At 44.5% G+C, this 16688-nt stretch carries 14 protein-coding genes; 11 read left to right on the top strand and 3 right to left on the bottom strand.

Annotation, left to right across the window (positions count from 1 at the left end):
- Both AC1DP6_RS10545 and AC1DP6_RS10540 read left to right on the top strand, forming a co-directional pair.
- Positions 1 to 1446, top strand: a complete 1446-nt coding sequence (locus tag AC1DP6_RS10545) for a RagB/SusD family nutrient uptake outer membrane protein (RefSeq protein WP_477054759.1) — start codon at positions 1 to 3, stop codon at positions 1444 to 1446.
- A 33-nt stretch (positions 1447 to 1479) separates the two neighbouring features.
- The gene (locus AC1DP6_RS10540; protein WP_477054758.1) at positions 1480 to 5553 is read left to right on the top strand and encodes a carbohydrate-binding protein; all 4074 of its coding nucleotides are present in this window, start codon (positions 1480 to 1482) and stop codon (positions 5551 to 5553) included.
- A 51-nt stretch (positions 5554 to 5604) separates the two neighbouring features.
- Here the strand turns inward: AC1DP6_RS10540 and AC1DP6_RS10535 are convergent, their stop codons facing one another.
- Entirely contained in the window at positions 5605 to 5838 is a 234-nt protein-coding gene (locus AC1DP6_RS10535) for a helix-turn-helix domain-containing protein (RefSeq protein ID WP_477054757.1), read from the bottom strand.
- A 550-nt stretch (positions 5839 to 6388) separates the two neighbouring features.
- Here AC1DP6_RS10535 and AC1DP6_RS10530 point away from each other — a divergent pair.
- On the top strand, positions 6389 to 6544 hold the full coding sequence (locus AC1DP6_RS10530; protein ID WP_477054756.1) for a hypothetical protein: 156 nt from the start codon (positions 6389 to 6391) through the stop codon (positions 6542 to 6544).
- A 106-nt stretch (positions 6545 to 6650) separates the two neighbouring features.
- Here the strand turns inward: AC1DP6_RS10530 and AC1DP6_RS10525 are convergent, their stop codons facing one another.
- Entirely contained in the window at positions 6651 to 7925 is a 1275-nt protein-coding gene (locus AC1DP6_RS10525) for an erythromycin esterase family protein (protein WP_477054755.1), read from the bottom strand.
- Positions 7926 to 8171: 246 nt separating this feature from the next.
- On the opposite strand from AC1DP6_RS10525, the gene AC1DP6_RS10520 reads away from it, so the two are divergent.
- From AC1DP6_RS10520 to AC1DP6_RS10505, 4 genes are all read left to right on the top strand, one after another.
- Positions 8172 to 8648 carry a hypothetical protein gene (locus AC1DP6_RS10520; RefSeq protein WP_477021431.1) on the top strand — a complete coding sequence of 159 codons (477 nt, stop codon included), beginning with the start codon at positions 8172 to 8174 and terminating at the stop codon, positions 8646 to 8648.
- An 11-nt stretch (positions 8649 to 8659) separates the two neighbouring features.
- A complete protein-coding gene (locus AC1DP6_RS10515) occupies positions 8660 to 9004 on the top strand; it encodes a DHCW motif cupin fold protein (protein ID WP_477021432.1) in 345 nt (114 codons plus the stop codon).
- 385 nt (positions 9005 to 9389) lie between these two features.
- Positions 9390 to 9950, top strand: coding sequence for an RNA polymerase sigma factor (locus AC1DP6_RS10510; protein ID WP_477021433.1), 561 nt, complete (start codon positions 9390 to 9392; stop codon positions 9948 to 9950).
- Between the two features lie 267 nt (positions 9951 to 10217).
- Entirely contained in the window at positions 10218 to 12569 is a 2352-nt protein-coding gene (locus AC1DP6_RS10505) for a TonB-dependent siderophore receptor (RefSeq protein ID WP_477054754.1), read from the top strand.
- A 76-nt stretch (positions 12570 to 12645) separates the two neighbouring features.
- Here AC1DP6_RS10505 and AC1DP6_RS10500 read toward each other — a convergent pair whose 3' ends face one another.
- On the bottom strand, positions 12646 to 13008 hold the full coding sequence (locus AC1DP6_RS10500; RefSeq protein ID WP_477021435.1) for a nuclear transport factor 2 family protein: 363 nt from the start codon (positions 13006 to 13008) through the stop codon (positions 12646 to 12648).
- Positions 13009 to 13073: 65 nt separating this feature from the next.
- On the opposite strand from AC1DP6_RS10500, the gene AC1DP6_RS10495 reads away from it, so the two are divergent.
- The 4 genes from AC1DP6_RS10495 to AC1DP6_RS10480 all read left to right on the top strand — a co-directional run bounded on the left by AC1DP6_RS10495 (position 13074) and on the right by AC1DP6_RS10480 (position 16635).
- Positions 13074 to 13883, top strand: a complete 810-nt coding sequence (locus tag AC1DP6_RS10495; protein WP_477021436.1) for an AraC family transcriptional regulator — start codon at positions 13074 to 13076, stop codon at positions 13881 to 13883.
- A gap of 111 nt (positions 13884 to 13994) precedes the next feature.
- Positions 13995 to 14507 carry a CHRD domain-containing protein gene (locus tag AC1DP6_RS10490; protein ID WP_477021437.1) on the top strand — a complete coding sequence of 171 codons (513 nt, stop codon included), beginning with the start codon at positions 13995 to 13997 and terminating at the stop codon, positions 14505 to 14507.
- Positions 14508 to 14759: 252 nt separating this feature from the next.
- Entirely contained in the window at positions 14760 to 15365 is a 606-nt protein-coding gene (locus AC1DP6_RS10485) for an RNA polymerase sigma factor (protein WP_477021438.1), read from the top strand.
- 79 nt (positions 15366 to 15444) lie between these two features.
- The gene (locus AC1DP6_RS10480) at positions 15445 to 16635 is read left to right on the top strand and encodes a FecR family protein (RefSeq protein WP_477054753.1); all 1191 of its coding nucleotides are present in this window, start codon (positions 15445 to 15447) and stop codon (positions 16633 to 16635) included.
- Positions 16636 to 16688: the final 53 nt, after the last annotated feature.

The raw sequence follows: 16688 nt of genomic DNA, 5'->3' as shown, positions 1-16688 counted from the left end.
ATGAAAAAGATATATTCACTCGTACTCATCATCATATTAACAGGTTGTAGTAAAGCGCTGGAGGAAGATCCAAAAGGTTTGATAGCAGGAAACGCAGGTCTCAGCAGCCAGGCTGGTTTGGAGGCCGCACTCACAGGTGCTTATGGCAGTCTGATGGTGCCCTGGGAAAGTGGTTTTACTACAGTGTCACAAATTGCTATGTGCATGGGAGGAGATGATCTCACTACCCATCCGGGTTCTAACAAAGAAGAATTCCGGGAGTTTGACCGGTTTAATGTTTCTTCTCTCAATAGCCGCACGGTGCCTATCTGGCGTGGCTGTTACAAAACTATTCAATCTACTACCAACATCATCAATAACTACAACGCCGTATTGGATGGCAACGAAATCACCATCCAAACCATTGTGGGAGAAGCTTACTTTTTACGTGCCCTTTGTTACTACTGGTTAACAAGATATTGGGGAGAAGTACCGGTGATTCCATCTGAAAAATACACATCAGATTTGCTGACCCTGAAAAAGAGCACGCCGGCGGTAGTATATCAACTGATAGAATCAGATTTGCTTAAAGCGGAAGCCTGGGTGCCTAATGCCAAACGTGATCCGGGAAGACCTAACAAAGGTTCGGTGAAAGCTTTGCTGGCAGACGTATACCTGACCGAAGGCGGCTGGCCGTTGAAAGATGTATCGAAATATGCATTAGCGGCCGCAAAAGCAAAAGAAGTGATCGATAATAAAGGTGTGTATAAGTTTGATCTTTACCAGGATGGGTACCTGAAAATTTTTGCAGGAGGTACTTCGGAAGATGTGTTCGTACTGTTTACACGTGGGCAGTGGTCTACTTATAATTCTTTCTATGGCCTGTCTACCATGCCGGAAAACGAAGGCGGCTGGTCCGACTTCTTCCCGGAAATTAACTTCTTTAATAACTTCCCCGCAGGTACGCGGAAAGATGCCACCTTCTCCACACAGTTTGTGATAAAAGGGGATACTATTTCCTGGAAAAATGTAACTACCAAACATCCCTATTATAAAAAATTCACCATCCAAACAGGACAGAAAGACACGTACATGTCCAACAACCCGGTGATCATGTTACGCTATGCGCAGGTGTTGCTCACCTATGCGGAAGCACAGGCACGTGCTGCCGGCACACCCAATGAAGAAGCCTATGCCGCCATTGATGCTGTACGTTTGCGGGCTGGTCTCGGAAAACTCACTGCAGGTTTATCAGGTCCTGATTTTGCCGAAGCGGTAGTTAATGAAAGAGCCTGGGAATTAGCCGGAGAATGGAATCGTTGGTTTGATCTTATCCGGTTAGAAAAGGTGGAAGCGGCCAATGCGAATAAAGATCCCAATGACTTGCCGTTGAGTGGCGCAATTACCAAACAAAAATACTGGATGCCTATTCCGGGTGTAGATGCTGTTATTAATCCGAATCTCTAGTGATTTTTATTCCGCGATAAAACAATACCCGTTATGAAAAAAACTTTACTGCTCGTATTGTGCAGCGTATTGCTGTGCAATATCCTCCATGCCCAGTACCTGCTACTGGACGACATGGAAGGCCATGGCCCCTGCTCCGGCAGATGGTCGTATTACGCAGGGGCGGGAGCCACAGGGTCGGTACTATTTCACGTGGCCAATCCAGCTCCCTCCTCTGTAAATCCCAGTCCCTATGTAGCAAAATTCACGAAGGACACTTCCTGTTTTGAGTACATGAGCGCCAGTTGTCCGCTCACTTCCACTTTCGACCTTTCGTCCAACAGTACTTTCAAAATGCTGGTATACAGCAATGTGAAAGAAGAAATTATGTTCAAACTGCAGCCTGGCAGTGACTACACGAAGGCCGTATTTTTCACGTACAAAGTCACTAACATCAATCAGTGGGAAGAAGCCACTTTCAATTTCCAAAGTGTAAAGAACAGAACAGATCTGAACAATATTTCTGTACAATTTATCGATGGCAAAAAAGCCAATGGCATTTTATATTTCGACCTGGTACAGGCACCTAATCCGGTTGGGATCACGTTAACGAATACACGTATCCTGATGGGACAGGAAAACGGTGCCATCATTCCTGCAAAGCTGAATGGTGCTGCGTTTAAGCCAACTCTGAATAAAGGGTCCTGGAATGCTGCGAATCTTCCACCCGGCGTTACGATCGACAGTGTTCAACGGGTAAATGATACTATCGCTAACATTGTACTGGCGGGTAATTCGGCCGCTAACTATTCCAAGAGAACCTTGCAGTTATCTGTTGCAGGTACGGAGCTGGATACTGCCAATACCGCTTTTTATACGGCTAAAGGAAATGCCGTGTTTGAAGGGAACCCGGCGTGGACCATGATCTTCGGTGATGAATTCAATACCAGTGGATTGCCTGATCGCACCAAATGGACAGTGGACCCACGCCCCAAAGGATGGATTAATGGAGAACAACAGGTATACACGGATACCACGCACGACAACATCCGCGTGAGGAATGGCGACCTGGTGATCACCGGAAAAAAAGATTTTCCGAATGGAAACACCACGGAGCCGTGGTCTTCCGGCAGATTGATTTCCCAGGGCAAGATGGATTTTACCTATGGTAAAGTAGAAGTGCGGGCCAAACTGCCCAAAGCCAGAGGCTCCTGGCCAGCCATCTGGCTCATGCCTACTGCCAGTGTATATGGTGCATGGCCCCGCAGCGGTGAACTGGATATCATGGAACATGTAGGTAATAATCTTCGTACCGTATTATCCACGGTGCATACGCAAAATAATAACTGGACAAATGGTGGACATCTGAGCGCCTCCCGTGTGATCCCGGATGTAAATACTGCCTACCACGTATATGCGATGGAGTGGTCAGCGGATTCATTGATCTTCACTTATGACAGCAGCCGCGTGTATGCATATGCGAATCCGCAAACAGACTGGAAAGACTGGCCCTTTGATCAGAAATTTCATGTAATCCTGAACCTGGCGATAGGCGGGGGAATGGGCGGTAACATTACGGAGGCCGACTGGCCGGATAGTATGAATGTAGATTATGTAAGAATTTACCAGAAAGGGTTGGGTACACCGGTATTGGATACTATCCTGGTGGCTCCTGCCAACCAGGTATTGCTTCCAGGCAAGTCCATTCAGTACACCGCTACCGCCAATGATCAGAATGGCCGTCCGATAACCATCAGCCCTGTATGGACTATCACTGGTACCGGCAATACTATCACCACTGGTGGCCTGGCGACCTTCCAGTCTTCCGGCACTATAACGGCAACGGCTACTGTAGATAGCGTTACCAGGTTTACTACTACCTACGCTAATATCCGTCCCACCAACTATAAACCAATACCGGCCAGGATAGAAGCGGAAGCTTTTGATAACAGCAATACCTGTTGTACAGAACCGGTAGGAGATACCAGTGGCGTGGTAAACGTGAGTTATATTGGAAAAGGCACCTGGATGGAATATGATATTGATGTACCGGATAGCGCCATGTACCGGATCCAGTTTAGGGTGGCTGTTAGTACAGTATCGAACATATCTGTTCAACTGGATACCACCAGCCTGGTGACCATGAACCTGCCTGTATCCGGTGGCTGGCAGAATTGGAGTACCATCTCTTCTCCCGCCTTCAAACTAAAAAAAGGACGGCAAACGATCCGGATCTACGCCAATACTTCCGGCTGGAATTTCAACTGGCTGAAGTTCATTCCTGCAAATGCAGTGGCACTTAACTCCATTACCGTTGCACCGGATTCTGTATCTGTAACGGCACTCGCCACAAAGCAGTTTGCGGCCAACGGACTTGATCAGTTTGGAGATAAGATGGCTATTACGCCAGAATGGAAAGTGAATAATAGTTTTACGATGATCAGCCAGACTGGTTTATTTACCGCCGCAGATACCAGCGGATACTTCACCATTCAGGTCAGGGACTGTGGTGTTACAGGCACTGCAACGGTGAAGGTATTGCCACTGCCTGTACTCACGCGTATCAGGATATCCCCTGATACCGTTACCATTCCCGTGGCTGCCAGTTATACATTCACCGCTAAAGGATATGATCAGACAGATAGCATCATGCCGTTGCCATCTTCCAAAATATGGGCAGTAACCGGTACTGGTAATAGTATTAATGCCAACGGCATTTTAACGGCAGGTGACACGCCTGGTAATTACCAGGTAACATTAGCCGCCGGTTCCATAAGAGATACCGCCAACATATCACTGGTATACGGTTGCACGGTGAATGGTAAGTATGAAGCAGAATCCGCATCTTCTATTTCTTCCGGTCCGGTATTGGAGGCTTGTACAGATGAGGGCGGCGGTCAGAATTATAAAAACCTTTATGTAGGGCATTGGTTTGCCTACAGTACGCTGAATGTGCCGGTAGCCCGCAGGTATAATATTAGCCTGAGAGTATTGTCCACTGCGCCATCGCAGGCATCGGTAGGCCATGGTGGTCAGACGTTTGGCACCATCAACATTCCTTCTACCGGTGGTGTTTGGAAAACAATTAAAGATACCATCACACTGCCGGCATTATCTTATACCGGTATTCATGTAGTATCAGGTACCTTTAAATTCAACTGGTTCAGTATTGATGATTGTGTAGCACCGCCACCTCCGCCATTGGCCAGGATTGAGCTGACACCGGGTGATGTATCGTTGCCAGCCGGATCAGCGCAGCAGTTCACCGCCAAAGGATATGATGCAGACAGCAACGAAGTAACATTAGCTGCACCAGTTTGGTCCGTAACCGGAACGGGTAATGTTATCAGTGCAGGTGGATTGTTTACGGCAGATACTATAATAGGCACTTATACAGTAACCGTTGCCGTGGGGAACATCAGCAAAACCGCCACTATCCATATTGCACAATACAACTGTTCGGTGAATAATAAATACGAAGCAGAAAGTGCGTCTGCCCGCATCTCCGGACCTGTACTGGAAACCAGTACTGATGTTGGCGGCGGACAGAATTTTACAAGTTTAAAAGTGAGCGATTGGTTTGCGTATAACAACCTGATTGTGCCAACCGCCGGTAGGTATACCTTGCGTATTCGTGTATCCACCACTGCACCTGCACAAGTTGGTATTGGTAATGGAGGCGTGGTTTTCGGTGTAGTTAATCTGCCTAATACCGGGGGGACCTGGCAAACCATCAGCGACACCGTTACATTGCCAGCATTGACCTACACCGGTATTCTCGTGAGAGCCGGCACGTTTAAATACAATTGGTTTATCATTGATAATTGTACACCGATACAACCATTATCTGGTATGTCATCGGCTGTGGCAGCAACTATGAAAACAATTACTGTATCAAAAACACGGGTTTATCCAAATCCTTTTGCTACGCAACTCACCATTGAGTTCCAGGAGGCTTATCACACTGCCACTTTGGTAGATATAACAGGCAAGGTGATACAACAATGGAAGATAGCGCCAGGGACGTTCAGGATGAATAAAAATCTAGGGAATCTGAGGAGAGGGATGTATCTGCTAACGTTGGAAGGAAGAGGGAAGAGTGAAGTGATAAAGGTGATTAAGTTATAATTGAAAAAGGCTGACCTGAGAGGGTCAGCCTTTTTTTATGTTTCTGAGCAATTATTCAACATCAAAATTCAATAATACAGAAAGGTCGACTTCTAACCCCTTCGCCAATTCTGTTAGTGTAATTAAAGTAACATTCACTTTCCCCATTTCCATTGCACTTATCTTACTGTAATCTACCCTGCACCTGTGTGATAATTGCCGCTGGCTTAAATCTTTCTCATTTCTTAATTTAGCCAGGTGCTCACCAAACCTCCTGATAATCTTCTTATCGTTTTCATTAATCATTGATGCAGCATGTTGATTAACGCAAAGCATCAAAGAAAATTCAAAAATACCGCTTACTAATTAGTAAGCATGGCGATATTTTACTTATTTTTACGAAGAATTAAATTAATCCTTCACTACGTATTATATAACGTGAGTGGCCGGCTTAATAGATCATGGCGTATTACTGCGTACGCTTCTTTCATTACATTTCTTTTAACCCCTTTAATACTATTATCATGGAAAAAAACATTCAGGAGAGCATACTTACCAGTCAATCAAATACGGTATTGGGTATGCATACGTTCCTTAGTGCGCTACCAATAATATTCAGAGAGTGTGTATGTGAGGAGTGCAATTGGAGTACTCCTACCTTTTACCGAAAAATAAGGACGAAGGATACTGTAGATCCGGGGAACAAAAAGCGGGTAATATCTGCCATCAGTAATGCGGAAAAAGAAACCATAAAAAAAATAATTAAGAAGCTACATGCGTTGCTTGAGCAACGTTTAGAGCCATACGCAGTTCAGGAAATAAGTAATAATAAGTAACCTCATTAAACCGGTTTTTTATGACTGAAAAAGAACTACTGATATTGGCAATTGCTGATTTGGAAAGTAAATGTCTATTCCTGAAACAGGAAATTCCAAAATTGGCCAGAGAAATTAGAAGTCTGAATGAAGAAGTTTATTTGTTGAAAAAGACGGGTGGGCTTATATGCTCATAGATATAAACTGAAAAGTTTTCAAGATTTAAATATAAAGGCCGCGCGTGAAGAGTGGCCTTTATATCGAATATCATTAACCGAAGAAGACGGTTTTCAGTAACATTTATTACCTATCCACCGGTGTAGGATTTTTAATAAAAAACAACCCATCAAATACATTGGGCCACATACCAGTACTCGGTATATAATCCATGATCATACCAGTTGTTGGATTACCTACCTTACCTTTCATCGTTTGATAATTAGTGAAGCTATACTTGTAGCCGGTTTTTGAAAGCTGGCCTTCTATACTTTCCGGCGTTACCGTAGGAATGGTTTGCAGTTTGCCATCATTGAAATCTATAAAGGTACCTGCAGCCCCGGTAAAACCAATCGTATAGGCTTGCTTGCCAAAATGCTGATGGACAGCAACACCCAGTGGCACATAGGATGCGTAGAAACCGGTCAGCCCGGGATTCTCCGCTTTAAGGTCGCTGGTGCCTTTAGATACGTGCAGGTTATGCGCCCATACAATGATCTTTTGGCCGGGATATACTTTTTCCGCCAGCCATATTATGTTTTCCGCCATTTGCAGATCACGTACACTCATTTCATTGCCTTGCACCATTTCCCAATAGCGGGTGGCTTCGGATTCAATGCTGCACACTACGCGATACCAGAATCCGCCGGAGGCAATGAAGTGATTTTCAGGTGTCACATCATCAGGTGATAATGTCTTTTTCAGTTCCGCCAGTTTGCTGAAAAATGTTTTCTTCTCTTCTTCGGAGGGACGGTAGGCCCGGGAAGCCATAGTCGCTACGGAAAGTTTTTTGAATACTTCCCAGTCAGGGCCGAGCAGGAAAGGGTATTTGTTTTGCAGGAATTTTTCGAAATCAGGAAACAGCAGCGTCTTTGCTTTTTCGCCGGAGTGCTGACTTTCAAATCCTGTTACCGTCAATTGATCGGGTTGATGCACTTTTGACTGGATGTAATCGAATAAAGGAATCATTTGTTTGCTGCCGGCATACATGTAGAATAAGCTACCGGGAATTTCTTTTTTAAAGCTGCCATTGTTGAGTGTATTTTCCCAGATGCGGGCTACATCATAAAAGCCACTTTCAAATGCGAGTACATTGAAACCCAGCTTTTCATGCAGATATTTTATGATTCTCGTTTTTGCTAGATAAGTTGATCCTTCGCCATGTGTTTGCTCTCCCAGCAGCACAATCCGGGAATTGCCTATGGCCTCTTTGATGCTTTGCAGGTCGGAGAAATCAGTATCAGCAGGATCAATAGATCTGACGGCCGAAATATTTTTTGCAGGGATTTGTTGCTGGCTGCTGCAGGGTAATGCGAGCAACAGGAGACCGGTGAGTAGCCGGCTTATACAGACAGGGGACATAGTATAATTTTGAGGTTGTAAACATAAGGGTTCGTTGGCAAAATATTTCAATGGCAGTGCTCTTTTGTTGGTTAAATGTGATGGGTGGTATTTACCGGAGGGAACAACATTCAGCCGGATGTTGTTCCCTTTGTTTTGCCCCTGTATTTTAAATATAAAATGTTTTGATTAACCTTGTATTCCAGCGGGATGAAATCCCGGTTGTGCCCTTGATATAATCACCTTTTCACTTAAATACTAACTGTTATGAATCTACGATTACCAGTTGCCATTGGTATTATTGCATTTGCTCTTGCTTCCTGCGGAGAAAAAAAAGCCCCTGTAACAGTTGCTGAAGCACTGCCACTCACAGGTACCTGGAAATTAGCCTATAGCAAGATGATAAAAAATGGTGACACCAGCACCACTTATCCTGTACCAGGTAAGCCAAACGAAATGATTAAAATGTTTAACGGAAGTCATTTCTCCTTTTTTTCACACGACCTGTCGAAAGGAAGTGACAGCGCTACGGCGGCCTTTAGTTCGGGTGCGGGCACTTATACCTTAACGGGAGATAAGTATGAAGAACATCTGCAGTATTGCAGTTACCGTGGTTGGGAAGATAAACACTTTTCTTTCACCGTCACTTTGCAAAATGATACACTGATACAACGAGGCATAGAAAAAATTGATAGCCTGAATGTAAATCACGAAATTGTAGAAGCGTATACCCGTTTACGTTAAACCTGATTTATATGAGTGCAAATATTCCTTTCCAGACAATAGACTGGTCTGCCATCGAAAAAACAATTCATCCGGGAGAAACGGGCACCTCGTGGTGGCAAACATTGCAGCTGCCGGGGCTGAGGATAAGGATCGTAGAGTATTCGCCTGGTTACCTGGCAGATCACTGGTGCCGGAAAGGACATATTGTTCACTGTTTACAGGGAGCGTTCATCAGTGAGATGGAGAATGGAGAATGTTTTGAGTTGTCAGCAGGTATGAGTTATGTGGTATCAGATGAATTAAGTTCTCATCGTTCGGTTGCTGATGAAGGCGTGAAGCTGTTAATAGTAGATGGAGATTTTTTAAAACCATAAGTTTTAATTTATAAAATAAAAACGGAGATAGGTAGGTATACTACTTATCTCCGTTTTTTTATTTAAAGGATTTTACTGCTTTTTAAGGAGTGTTTTTAATGTAACCATTTGGTTACGTGTGTTCGGTTTGTTAACAAATGCATTCTTTCCCTGATCGGCCATGGGCGTGATTCTTACCATTTTTTAAACATTCGTGCTTAACAACTGCTTAACCAGTTGGCTCATTTTATAGCATTACTTTTAAGTTAAGTTTTAAAAAAGGGATGTGAAATAAACCACTTTCAACCACCGTGTTAAACCAGTAGAAAAGTAATTTTCTAAAACCGGACAGCTTAAAAAATCATGTAATTTTTTCCTAAACCAGTCTCTCAAAAAGGAAATGAGAATGCAACAAAACAACCAAGATGCAGTCCTCCTGGAACTGCTAAAAGATGGTAGTGCCGAAGCTTTTACGACAGTGTACACTAAGTATCACCGTATTCTGATGATGCTCGCCGTAGACATGCTCAAAGACGAAGATAAGGCAGAAGATCTTATTCAGGAGTTTTTCATCGATTTCTGGCAGAAGAAATTGTTTCTGAAAATTGACGCTAATTATCAGAACCGCGACAGGGCTTCTATCATGAAGTGTTACCTGTATGCCAGCGTGCGTAATCGCTGTCTCAATAAAATTACGCGGGAGAAGAAATTTACCAGCATCATTCCGGACGAGGCCTTTCTGCCAAGTGATCCACTGGAAAGCAAAGAAATTTATTTCCAGGTAAATACTGCCCTGAAAAAGAAAGTACCGCCTAAATCATCCACCGCTTTCCGCCTGAGGCATTATGACCAGAAGAGTCATAAGGAAATAGCCGAAGAAATGAATACCAGTATTCAAACGGTTAAAAACCAGATCGGAACCGCTGTAAAAATTTTACGTGGTCATTTTAGTCCTGCCCACCTGTAAATCCAGGTAAACCTCTCATAGCATTTGTTAAACGCTTATACCTTGTTGCGCACCGCCTTTAATAGGTACAGGGATTGGCATGTTAATGTGTTGATAGTCATGGCTTTAAATAGCCATGACTGCCCTTTTAGCGAATGGTCAAAATGGTTGCCTTTGTAGATAAATAAATAATTCCTTATTGCGTAAATTGTTTTCCCGATTGCGTAGCTGCTTTTGCCTTTTATAGCCTCTCTTTGCACCTGCGAAAATGCTAAACAAAGACCAAAAATGATAAGGGTATATCTTCTTCTTGCCTTCTTTATACTTCCCTTTTTTACCTATGGTGGTATCCCTGACGAAGGGACTAACAATAGCGTACAGGGCGTAATTACTACATCAGACGGCCATCCGGCCAGTAATGTAACGGTGCTGCTGAAAGGAATTTCGAAAGGAACCGTTACCAATCAAAGCGGAGAATTCCTTTTTAAGAACGTTGCCAATGGACATTATCAGCTGGAAGTTTCTATGGTAGGATTCGAAACGATCCGGCAACCCGTTACCGTGGAAAACGGTAAAAATGTAGTGCTACAGATCGTTCTGCAAACTTCTTCCCAAAAACTGGAAGAAGTAGTGATTACCAGCGGCGGCAACCGTTTTGCCAAAAAGGAAAGTGAGGACGTATCCAAACTCCCCCTGAAAAACCTGGAGAATCCCCAGGTGTACAGCGTAGTAGGAAAAGAGCTGATGAAAGAACAGGTGATCACCGACTATAACAGTGCTTTTAAGAATATTCCCGGAGCCGGTATCCCCATTGTATACAACCAGGGCAGAAGCTCGGCCATCTCCAGGGGATTCACCACCGCTAACCTGGTACGTAATGGGGTAGGTAGTTTTGTGTATACCAACGTAGATCCGGCCAACCTGGAACGGATTGAAGTGATCAAAGGCCCCTCTGCCACCTTATTCGGCAGTACTTTATCCTCTTACGGTGGATTATTTAACCGGGTCACTAAAAAGCCCTTTGAAAGTTTTAAAGGAGAAGTATCCTATTCAGGCGGCAGCAGGGATCTGAACCGCCTAACGCTGGATGTGAATACTCCTTTGAATGAGAAGAAAACGGCCTTATTCCGCTTTAATGGCGCTGCACATACAGAACGTAGCTTCCAGGACGCCGGCTTCAGTAAAAACTTTTTGCTGGCGCCCAGCTTTTCCTATAAGGCAAACGACCGCCTTACCTTCCTGCTCGATGCGGAAATGAGCGGCTATAAAGCCACCTCCCCGGTCAGAATGAACACCTACGCCAAAGGGAAAGCACACAGTGTGGAAGACATGGGCGTGCCTTACAATATGTCTTTTGCGGATAACTCTATCTATTACACCAGTCAGCAGTTGAACATATTTGCCCAGATAAAATATAAACTGTCTGATAAATGGACTTCACAAACCGTTGCTTCCTGGACACGCTCTTCTTCAGAAGGCTATACTACCCAGTTGAACGTAGTGAGCGATAGTACCCTCAGCCAGGCAGTTACTTCACAAACCTATCCCTACCATGGGCTAGACATTCAACAAAACTTTATAGGCGACTTTCCTATCGGTAACATGCGTAACCGGTTGGTAGTTGGTGCGGATTTTTACCGCCTGAGAGCCTCCCGCAATGATGCGACCATCAATATGCCTGCAGTGAATTTCAGAACGCCGCCTCCTGGCTATAACGGCTTTAACCGCGATAAAGTAGGGCCGCTGTTCAATAAAGTACCGTTTGCCATTTTCGACAGTAACCGGGAAAATACCTACAGTGCTTATTTTTCTGATGTGATCAATATTACAGAGCAACTGCTGGTAATGGCCAGCTTACGGTTAGATGATTACCATAACCTGGGTGCTTATTATCCTGGCAAGGATTCTACGGCTGGAGCATTCAACCAAACGGCCCTGTCGCCCAAGTTTGGTGCAGTATACCAGATCATCAAAAGCCGCTTGTCTTTATTTGCCAACTATATGAATGGGTTTCAAAACCAGAGTGGTACCGATTTTAATGGCAATACTTTCAAACCACAGCAGGCCAACCAGATCGAAGGGGGCGCCAAACTGGATCTTTTCAATGAAAAGCTGAACGCTACTTTTAGTTATTATAATATCTCCGTAACCAACTCCACCTATGATGATCCGGCACATGGCGGTTATCAACTTCAGGATGGAACCCAGGTGAGCAAAGGATTTGAAGCGGAAGTAATTGTCAATCCTTTAGCCGGGCTTAACATCATCGCCGGATATACCTACAACGAAAGTAAGATGGATAAGGCATCGCCTAAATTACAGGGATTACGTCCCAGCGCTGCGGGACCAGCTACCATGGCTAACCTGTGGATTAGTTACCGATTGGTGAAAGGCGCTGTAAAAGGCCTGGGGCTTGCCTTTGGTGGAAACTATGGCAGCCAGTCTTTCCAGACCAATACCAGCACCTTTGCATTCACCATACCTTCTTATACCGTTATGGATGCATCCGTATTCTACGACCGGAAAAAATATAGGATTGGGGTAAAAGTGGATAATCTCACTAACGAAAAATACTGGTCTAACCGCCTGGCGGCGCAGAACACCACAAGGGTGACCGGAAATATTACCGTGAAATTTTAGCATAAGTAGACCCTGCATAATAGCAAAAGGGAAGCACCCGGCGTTTTCCGGTGCTTCCCTTTTTTGTAACAGGCTTTTATCCCTGGTATACTACGTTATGTAAATGCTGCTCTTTAATGATCTTTCCCGCTTTCCAGTGAGCTACTGAAATCTGCCGGTAATCGACTGCACCTATTTTACTATTGGTAAACTGGTAATGCCATTGCGCTACGGAGTAATTATCGATGACGATACTGTTTTCCAGCACCATTTTCATATCAGTGGTATTGCCTAAAAAACCGGCAGCCGCCTTGCGCAATGCTTCCAGGCCATTGATAGCCGGACCGTCATTATCCGCCGAACTTATGTTTTCATCATAATACTGTTCCAGCGCTTCCATAAATTTACCTTGCCCAACCAGGTGGTGAAACCCTGCTACCCTTGCTTTGAAGTCTTCCATACTTTTTTTACCAAATTTCCTCCATTAAAGTTTGGYTGTATTGTAAAAAGGCGACAATATGCAGGATGCCTGCATTTGAAAAGAAGCAAGACGTTGCCACAGGAATCCTGAACCGGGAGAAAGGAACCCCTTTCTTTCAGTTAAACAGGTATTTCCCTACGGCATGGCTGGCCGACTTTGTAGAGCACTACTGGATAGTGGAGTGGTCATTGCCGGCAGGATATACCCATGTGCAGGAGGTACTGCCCACCTTGTCTGTACAGCTGGCGTTTCAGCTCAATGAAGCCATTGTACACGGCGTTAAAAAGCAACGATTTATCCAGCACATCTCCGGAACAGGCAGGGTAGCAGGCGTGAAGTTTAAACCGGGCGGCTTTTATCCTTTTCTCAAAAAGTCAGTATTAACGATTGCACATCACGAAATCGACGCATATGCTTTACTGGGTATTACAACGCCACCTATACACGTTCCTGTGTCCGGTGAACACGGGCCTGTGCTTGAAGCAATAGAAGCCCTGCTGCATTCCCTTCTCCCGAAAAAAGAAGAAAAAATGGTACTGGTACAACAGATCGCCGCTACTGCATTAGCCGATAGAACGATGATTTCTACTACCCGGCTGGCGGCACATTTCCACCTGACCATCCGTACGTTGGAACGACTATTCAGTAAGTATGCCGGTATCAATCCTAAATGGGTGATTAAAATTTTCAGGTTTCATGATATCGTAGAACGTATTGCCGGCAGTAGTGAAGTGAACTGGGCCCAGCTGGCAATCGATCTTGGATACTTCGATCAGGCACATTTTATAAAAGATTTCCGGATGATTATGGGAAAAACGCCCCAGGAGTACGCGTTGGAGTGCAGGAAGCCGTAGTCGCCGTGGGAGACGGGCAGTAATTTATCGTATAGGATGAGAGTGCTCTGTGTTTTAATGCCGCAAGCAACGATTAAAGGTAATTATACGTAGTACCTATAAACAACTGTTATGAAAAAAGTATCTTTTTTCCGTCTTTACAGGACACGGTTGCTGGCATACAGTTTAGTGGTAATTGCTGCATGGCTGGCCGCTTGTAGTAAAGGTAACGGATATGGTGGTGGCGGTACTAATCCACCTCCTGCGGGAACATCTTACACCCTTAGTGCAACCCTTAATAGCGCACAGGAAACCCCTCCTAATTCAACTACCGGTTCTGGAACACTTACAGGGACTTATGACCCTTCTTCGTACCAGGTGAATTACACCGTTACATGGACAGGTATCAGTGGTGCACCTGGTGGCATGCACTTGCATGGCCCGGCAGTGGCAGGGCAAAGTGCTGCGGTAGTAGTAGGGATTACGGGCTTTACTGCAACCACTTATGGTAGTGTTTCCGGTTCTGCGGTGATTACGCAAAGTCAGGGCGCTGATTTGATAGCCGGGAAATACTATGTTAATATTCATACTGCCGCTTATCCTGACGGAGAAATAAGAGGACAGATCAGCAGCATGAAAAAATAGTATCCATACAAAATGCGCAGAAACGCAGCGTTCATTTGGCCATACATGGGCCATCCTGGCATATTTATGGCCAAATTGAAAACAGGCATCCGGCGCCTGTTTTTTTGCATAGAACAAACAGATAGGACTTACCCTATTAGCTTTATGGGAACGATATTATTATATTGCGGACCAAAATCAATCAATTGATTGTTCCGGTTTTGCCGGGCTGAGGACATGCATAGGTCTTATCATTACTAAAATAATTTTTACTTGCCGGATATTTCTTCATATAACGAGAAGGAGTTCCTGAATGCTATTGCGGAGGGTGATGACGTAGCTTATGCGCAATTATACAGGCATTACTGGAATGAAGTGTACTCACTTGCGCTGGCGTTCCTGAAATCTCCTGCTCTGGCAGAAGATACCATACAGGAAGTATTTGTGAAGCTATGGCTTAAAAAAGAAAGTATTACTGAATGGAAGGATTTCAGGGCTTATTTTATGGCGATGGTGCGTAATGAAATCATCAATACATTGCGCCAGGGAAAGCGCCATATGCTGATCCGGAATATCAACTCCGAAATCGAAATAACCCAATCTTCTCCCCAGGAAGAATTATTGCGTGGTAAGGAAGCAGCTACCCTGATACAGGAAGCGCTGAGTAGTTTACCGGTAAAACAACAAACTGTCTTTTCCCTGAGCCGGACAAACGGGCTTACGCACGACCAGATTGCAACACAAATGCAGCTTTCAAAAAAAACAGTGGCTAACCTCATTACGCTTGCGTTGAACCATATCCGGGATTATCTTCATCGAAAAGGATATCTTCTGGAAGTCTTATTGGGGGCTATAAGCCTGCTTTTTTTAAAAAAATAGCTGTTTTTTCGGGAGTATCATTTCCATTTTACGTCTTACATCTACACATATGTGTCCGATCCATAAAAGAAGTATGTTCATGAACACGCCATTTATTGAACTGATTGATGCCTGGCTGACTGATGCTTTGACTCCCCGGGAGGAAGAGGCTTTTATAATTATGCTGGAAGACAAGGCTAATTATGACATACTGGAAAGGGTTATAGCAGAAAAAGCCGAAGCACAATCCCTGATCGGCCAGGAAGATGTGAACCGCAGAGAGAAAAGCCTATTGGCTTTGCAGCAAAAATTAGAGGTATTGAATAAAGAATTGCCTGCTGTGCCATTGATACGTCCACTGTATAAGCGGATATGGGCGGCTGCGGTAGTGCTGCTGGTACTGGCCGCCGGAATATATTTCCTGATACCTGCTGGCCGGCAGAAGCACCTGGTTGCCTTGCCACCTGTTGCCAGGCCATCCGACATTGCGCCGGGAAGAAATGGAGCGATACTAACACTTTCAGATGGATCCGCTATAGTGCTGGATAGTGTGAAAGATGGGCTGGTGGCCAATCAGAACGGCGCAAAGATAATGTTGCAGCAAGATGCATTGACTTATGCTTCCAGTGGACGAAAAACGGGAGAAGCCACTTTGAATATGATATCTACTCCACGGGGCCGGCAGTTCAAAGTAGTTTTGCCGGATGGTACAAAGGTTTGGTTAAATGCTGCTTCCTCTGTTAGGTATCCTACTGCTTTTGGTGGCCGGGAAAGAAGAGTGACCGTTACCGGGGAAGCCTACTTTGAAGTGGCTGAAAATGCACAGGCCCCCTTTTACGTAGGTATCAACCGGGAAACCGAAATACAGGTATTGGGAACAGATTTTAACATTAATGCCTATGGGGATGAACCGGTTATTAAAACCACACTGCTGGCAGGGAGCGTGAAAATAGTCAGAGGGAACAGGGCAAGCATACTGAAACCGGGAGAAGAAGCGGCAGTGCACACGATCAATGCCTCCAATACAACTATTAGTATACAACCGGCGGATATAGAGAAAGTCGTTGCCTGGAAAAAAGGCATCTTCGATATGGAAGGAGAAGGGACCRCCACGTTTATGAGGCAGCTATCGAGGTGGTATGACCTGGAAATAGTATATAACGGCCCGGTACCTGAAAGAAAATTTCATGGAAAATTAGGAAGAGACCTGCAGTTGTCACAGATACTGGATGTGCTTTCACAATTCAATATCCGGTATCAATTAACCGGAAAAGTATTAACAATAGAATAAACCACCATTAAGATAAGTAAATCACTATTAAATGATCTGACTATGATTAGATG

It is taken from the genome of Chitinophaga sp. 01L420, from assembly GCF_056399985.1.
The sequence above is the reverse complement of the archived record's forward strand: the minus strand, read 5'-3'. Positions and strand labels throughout refer to the sequence as shown.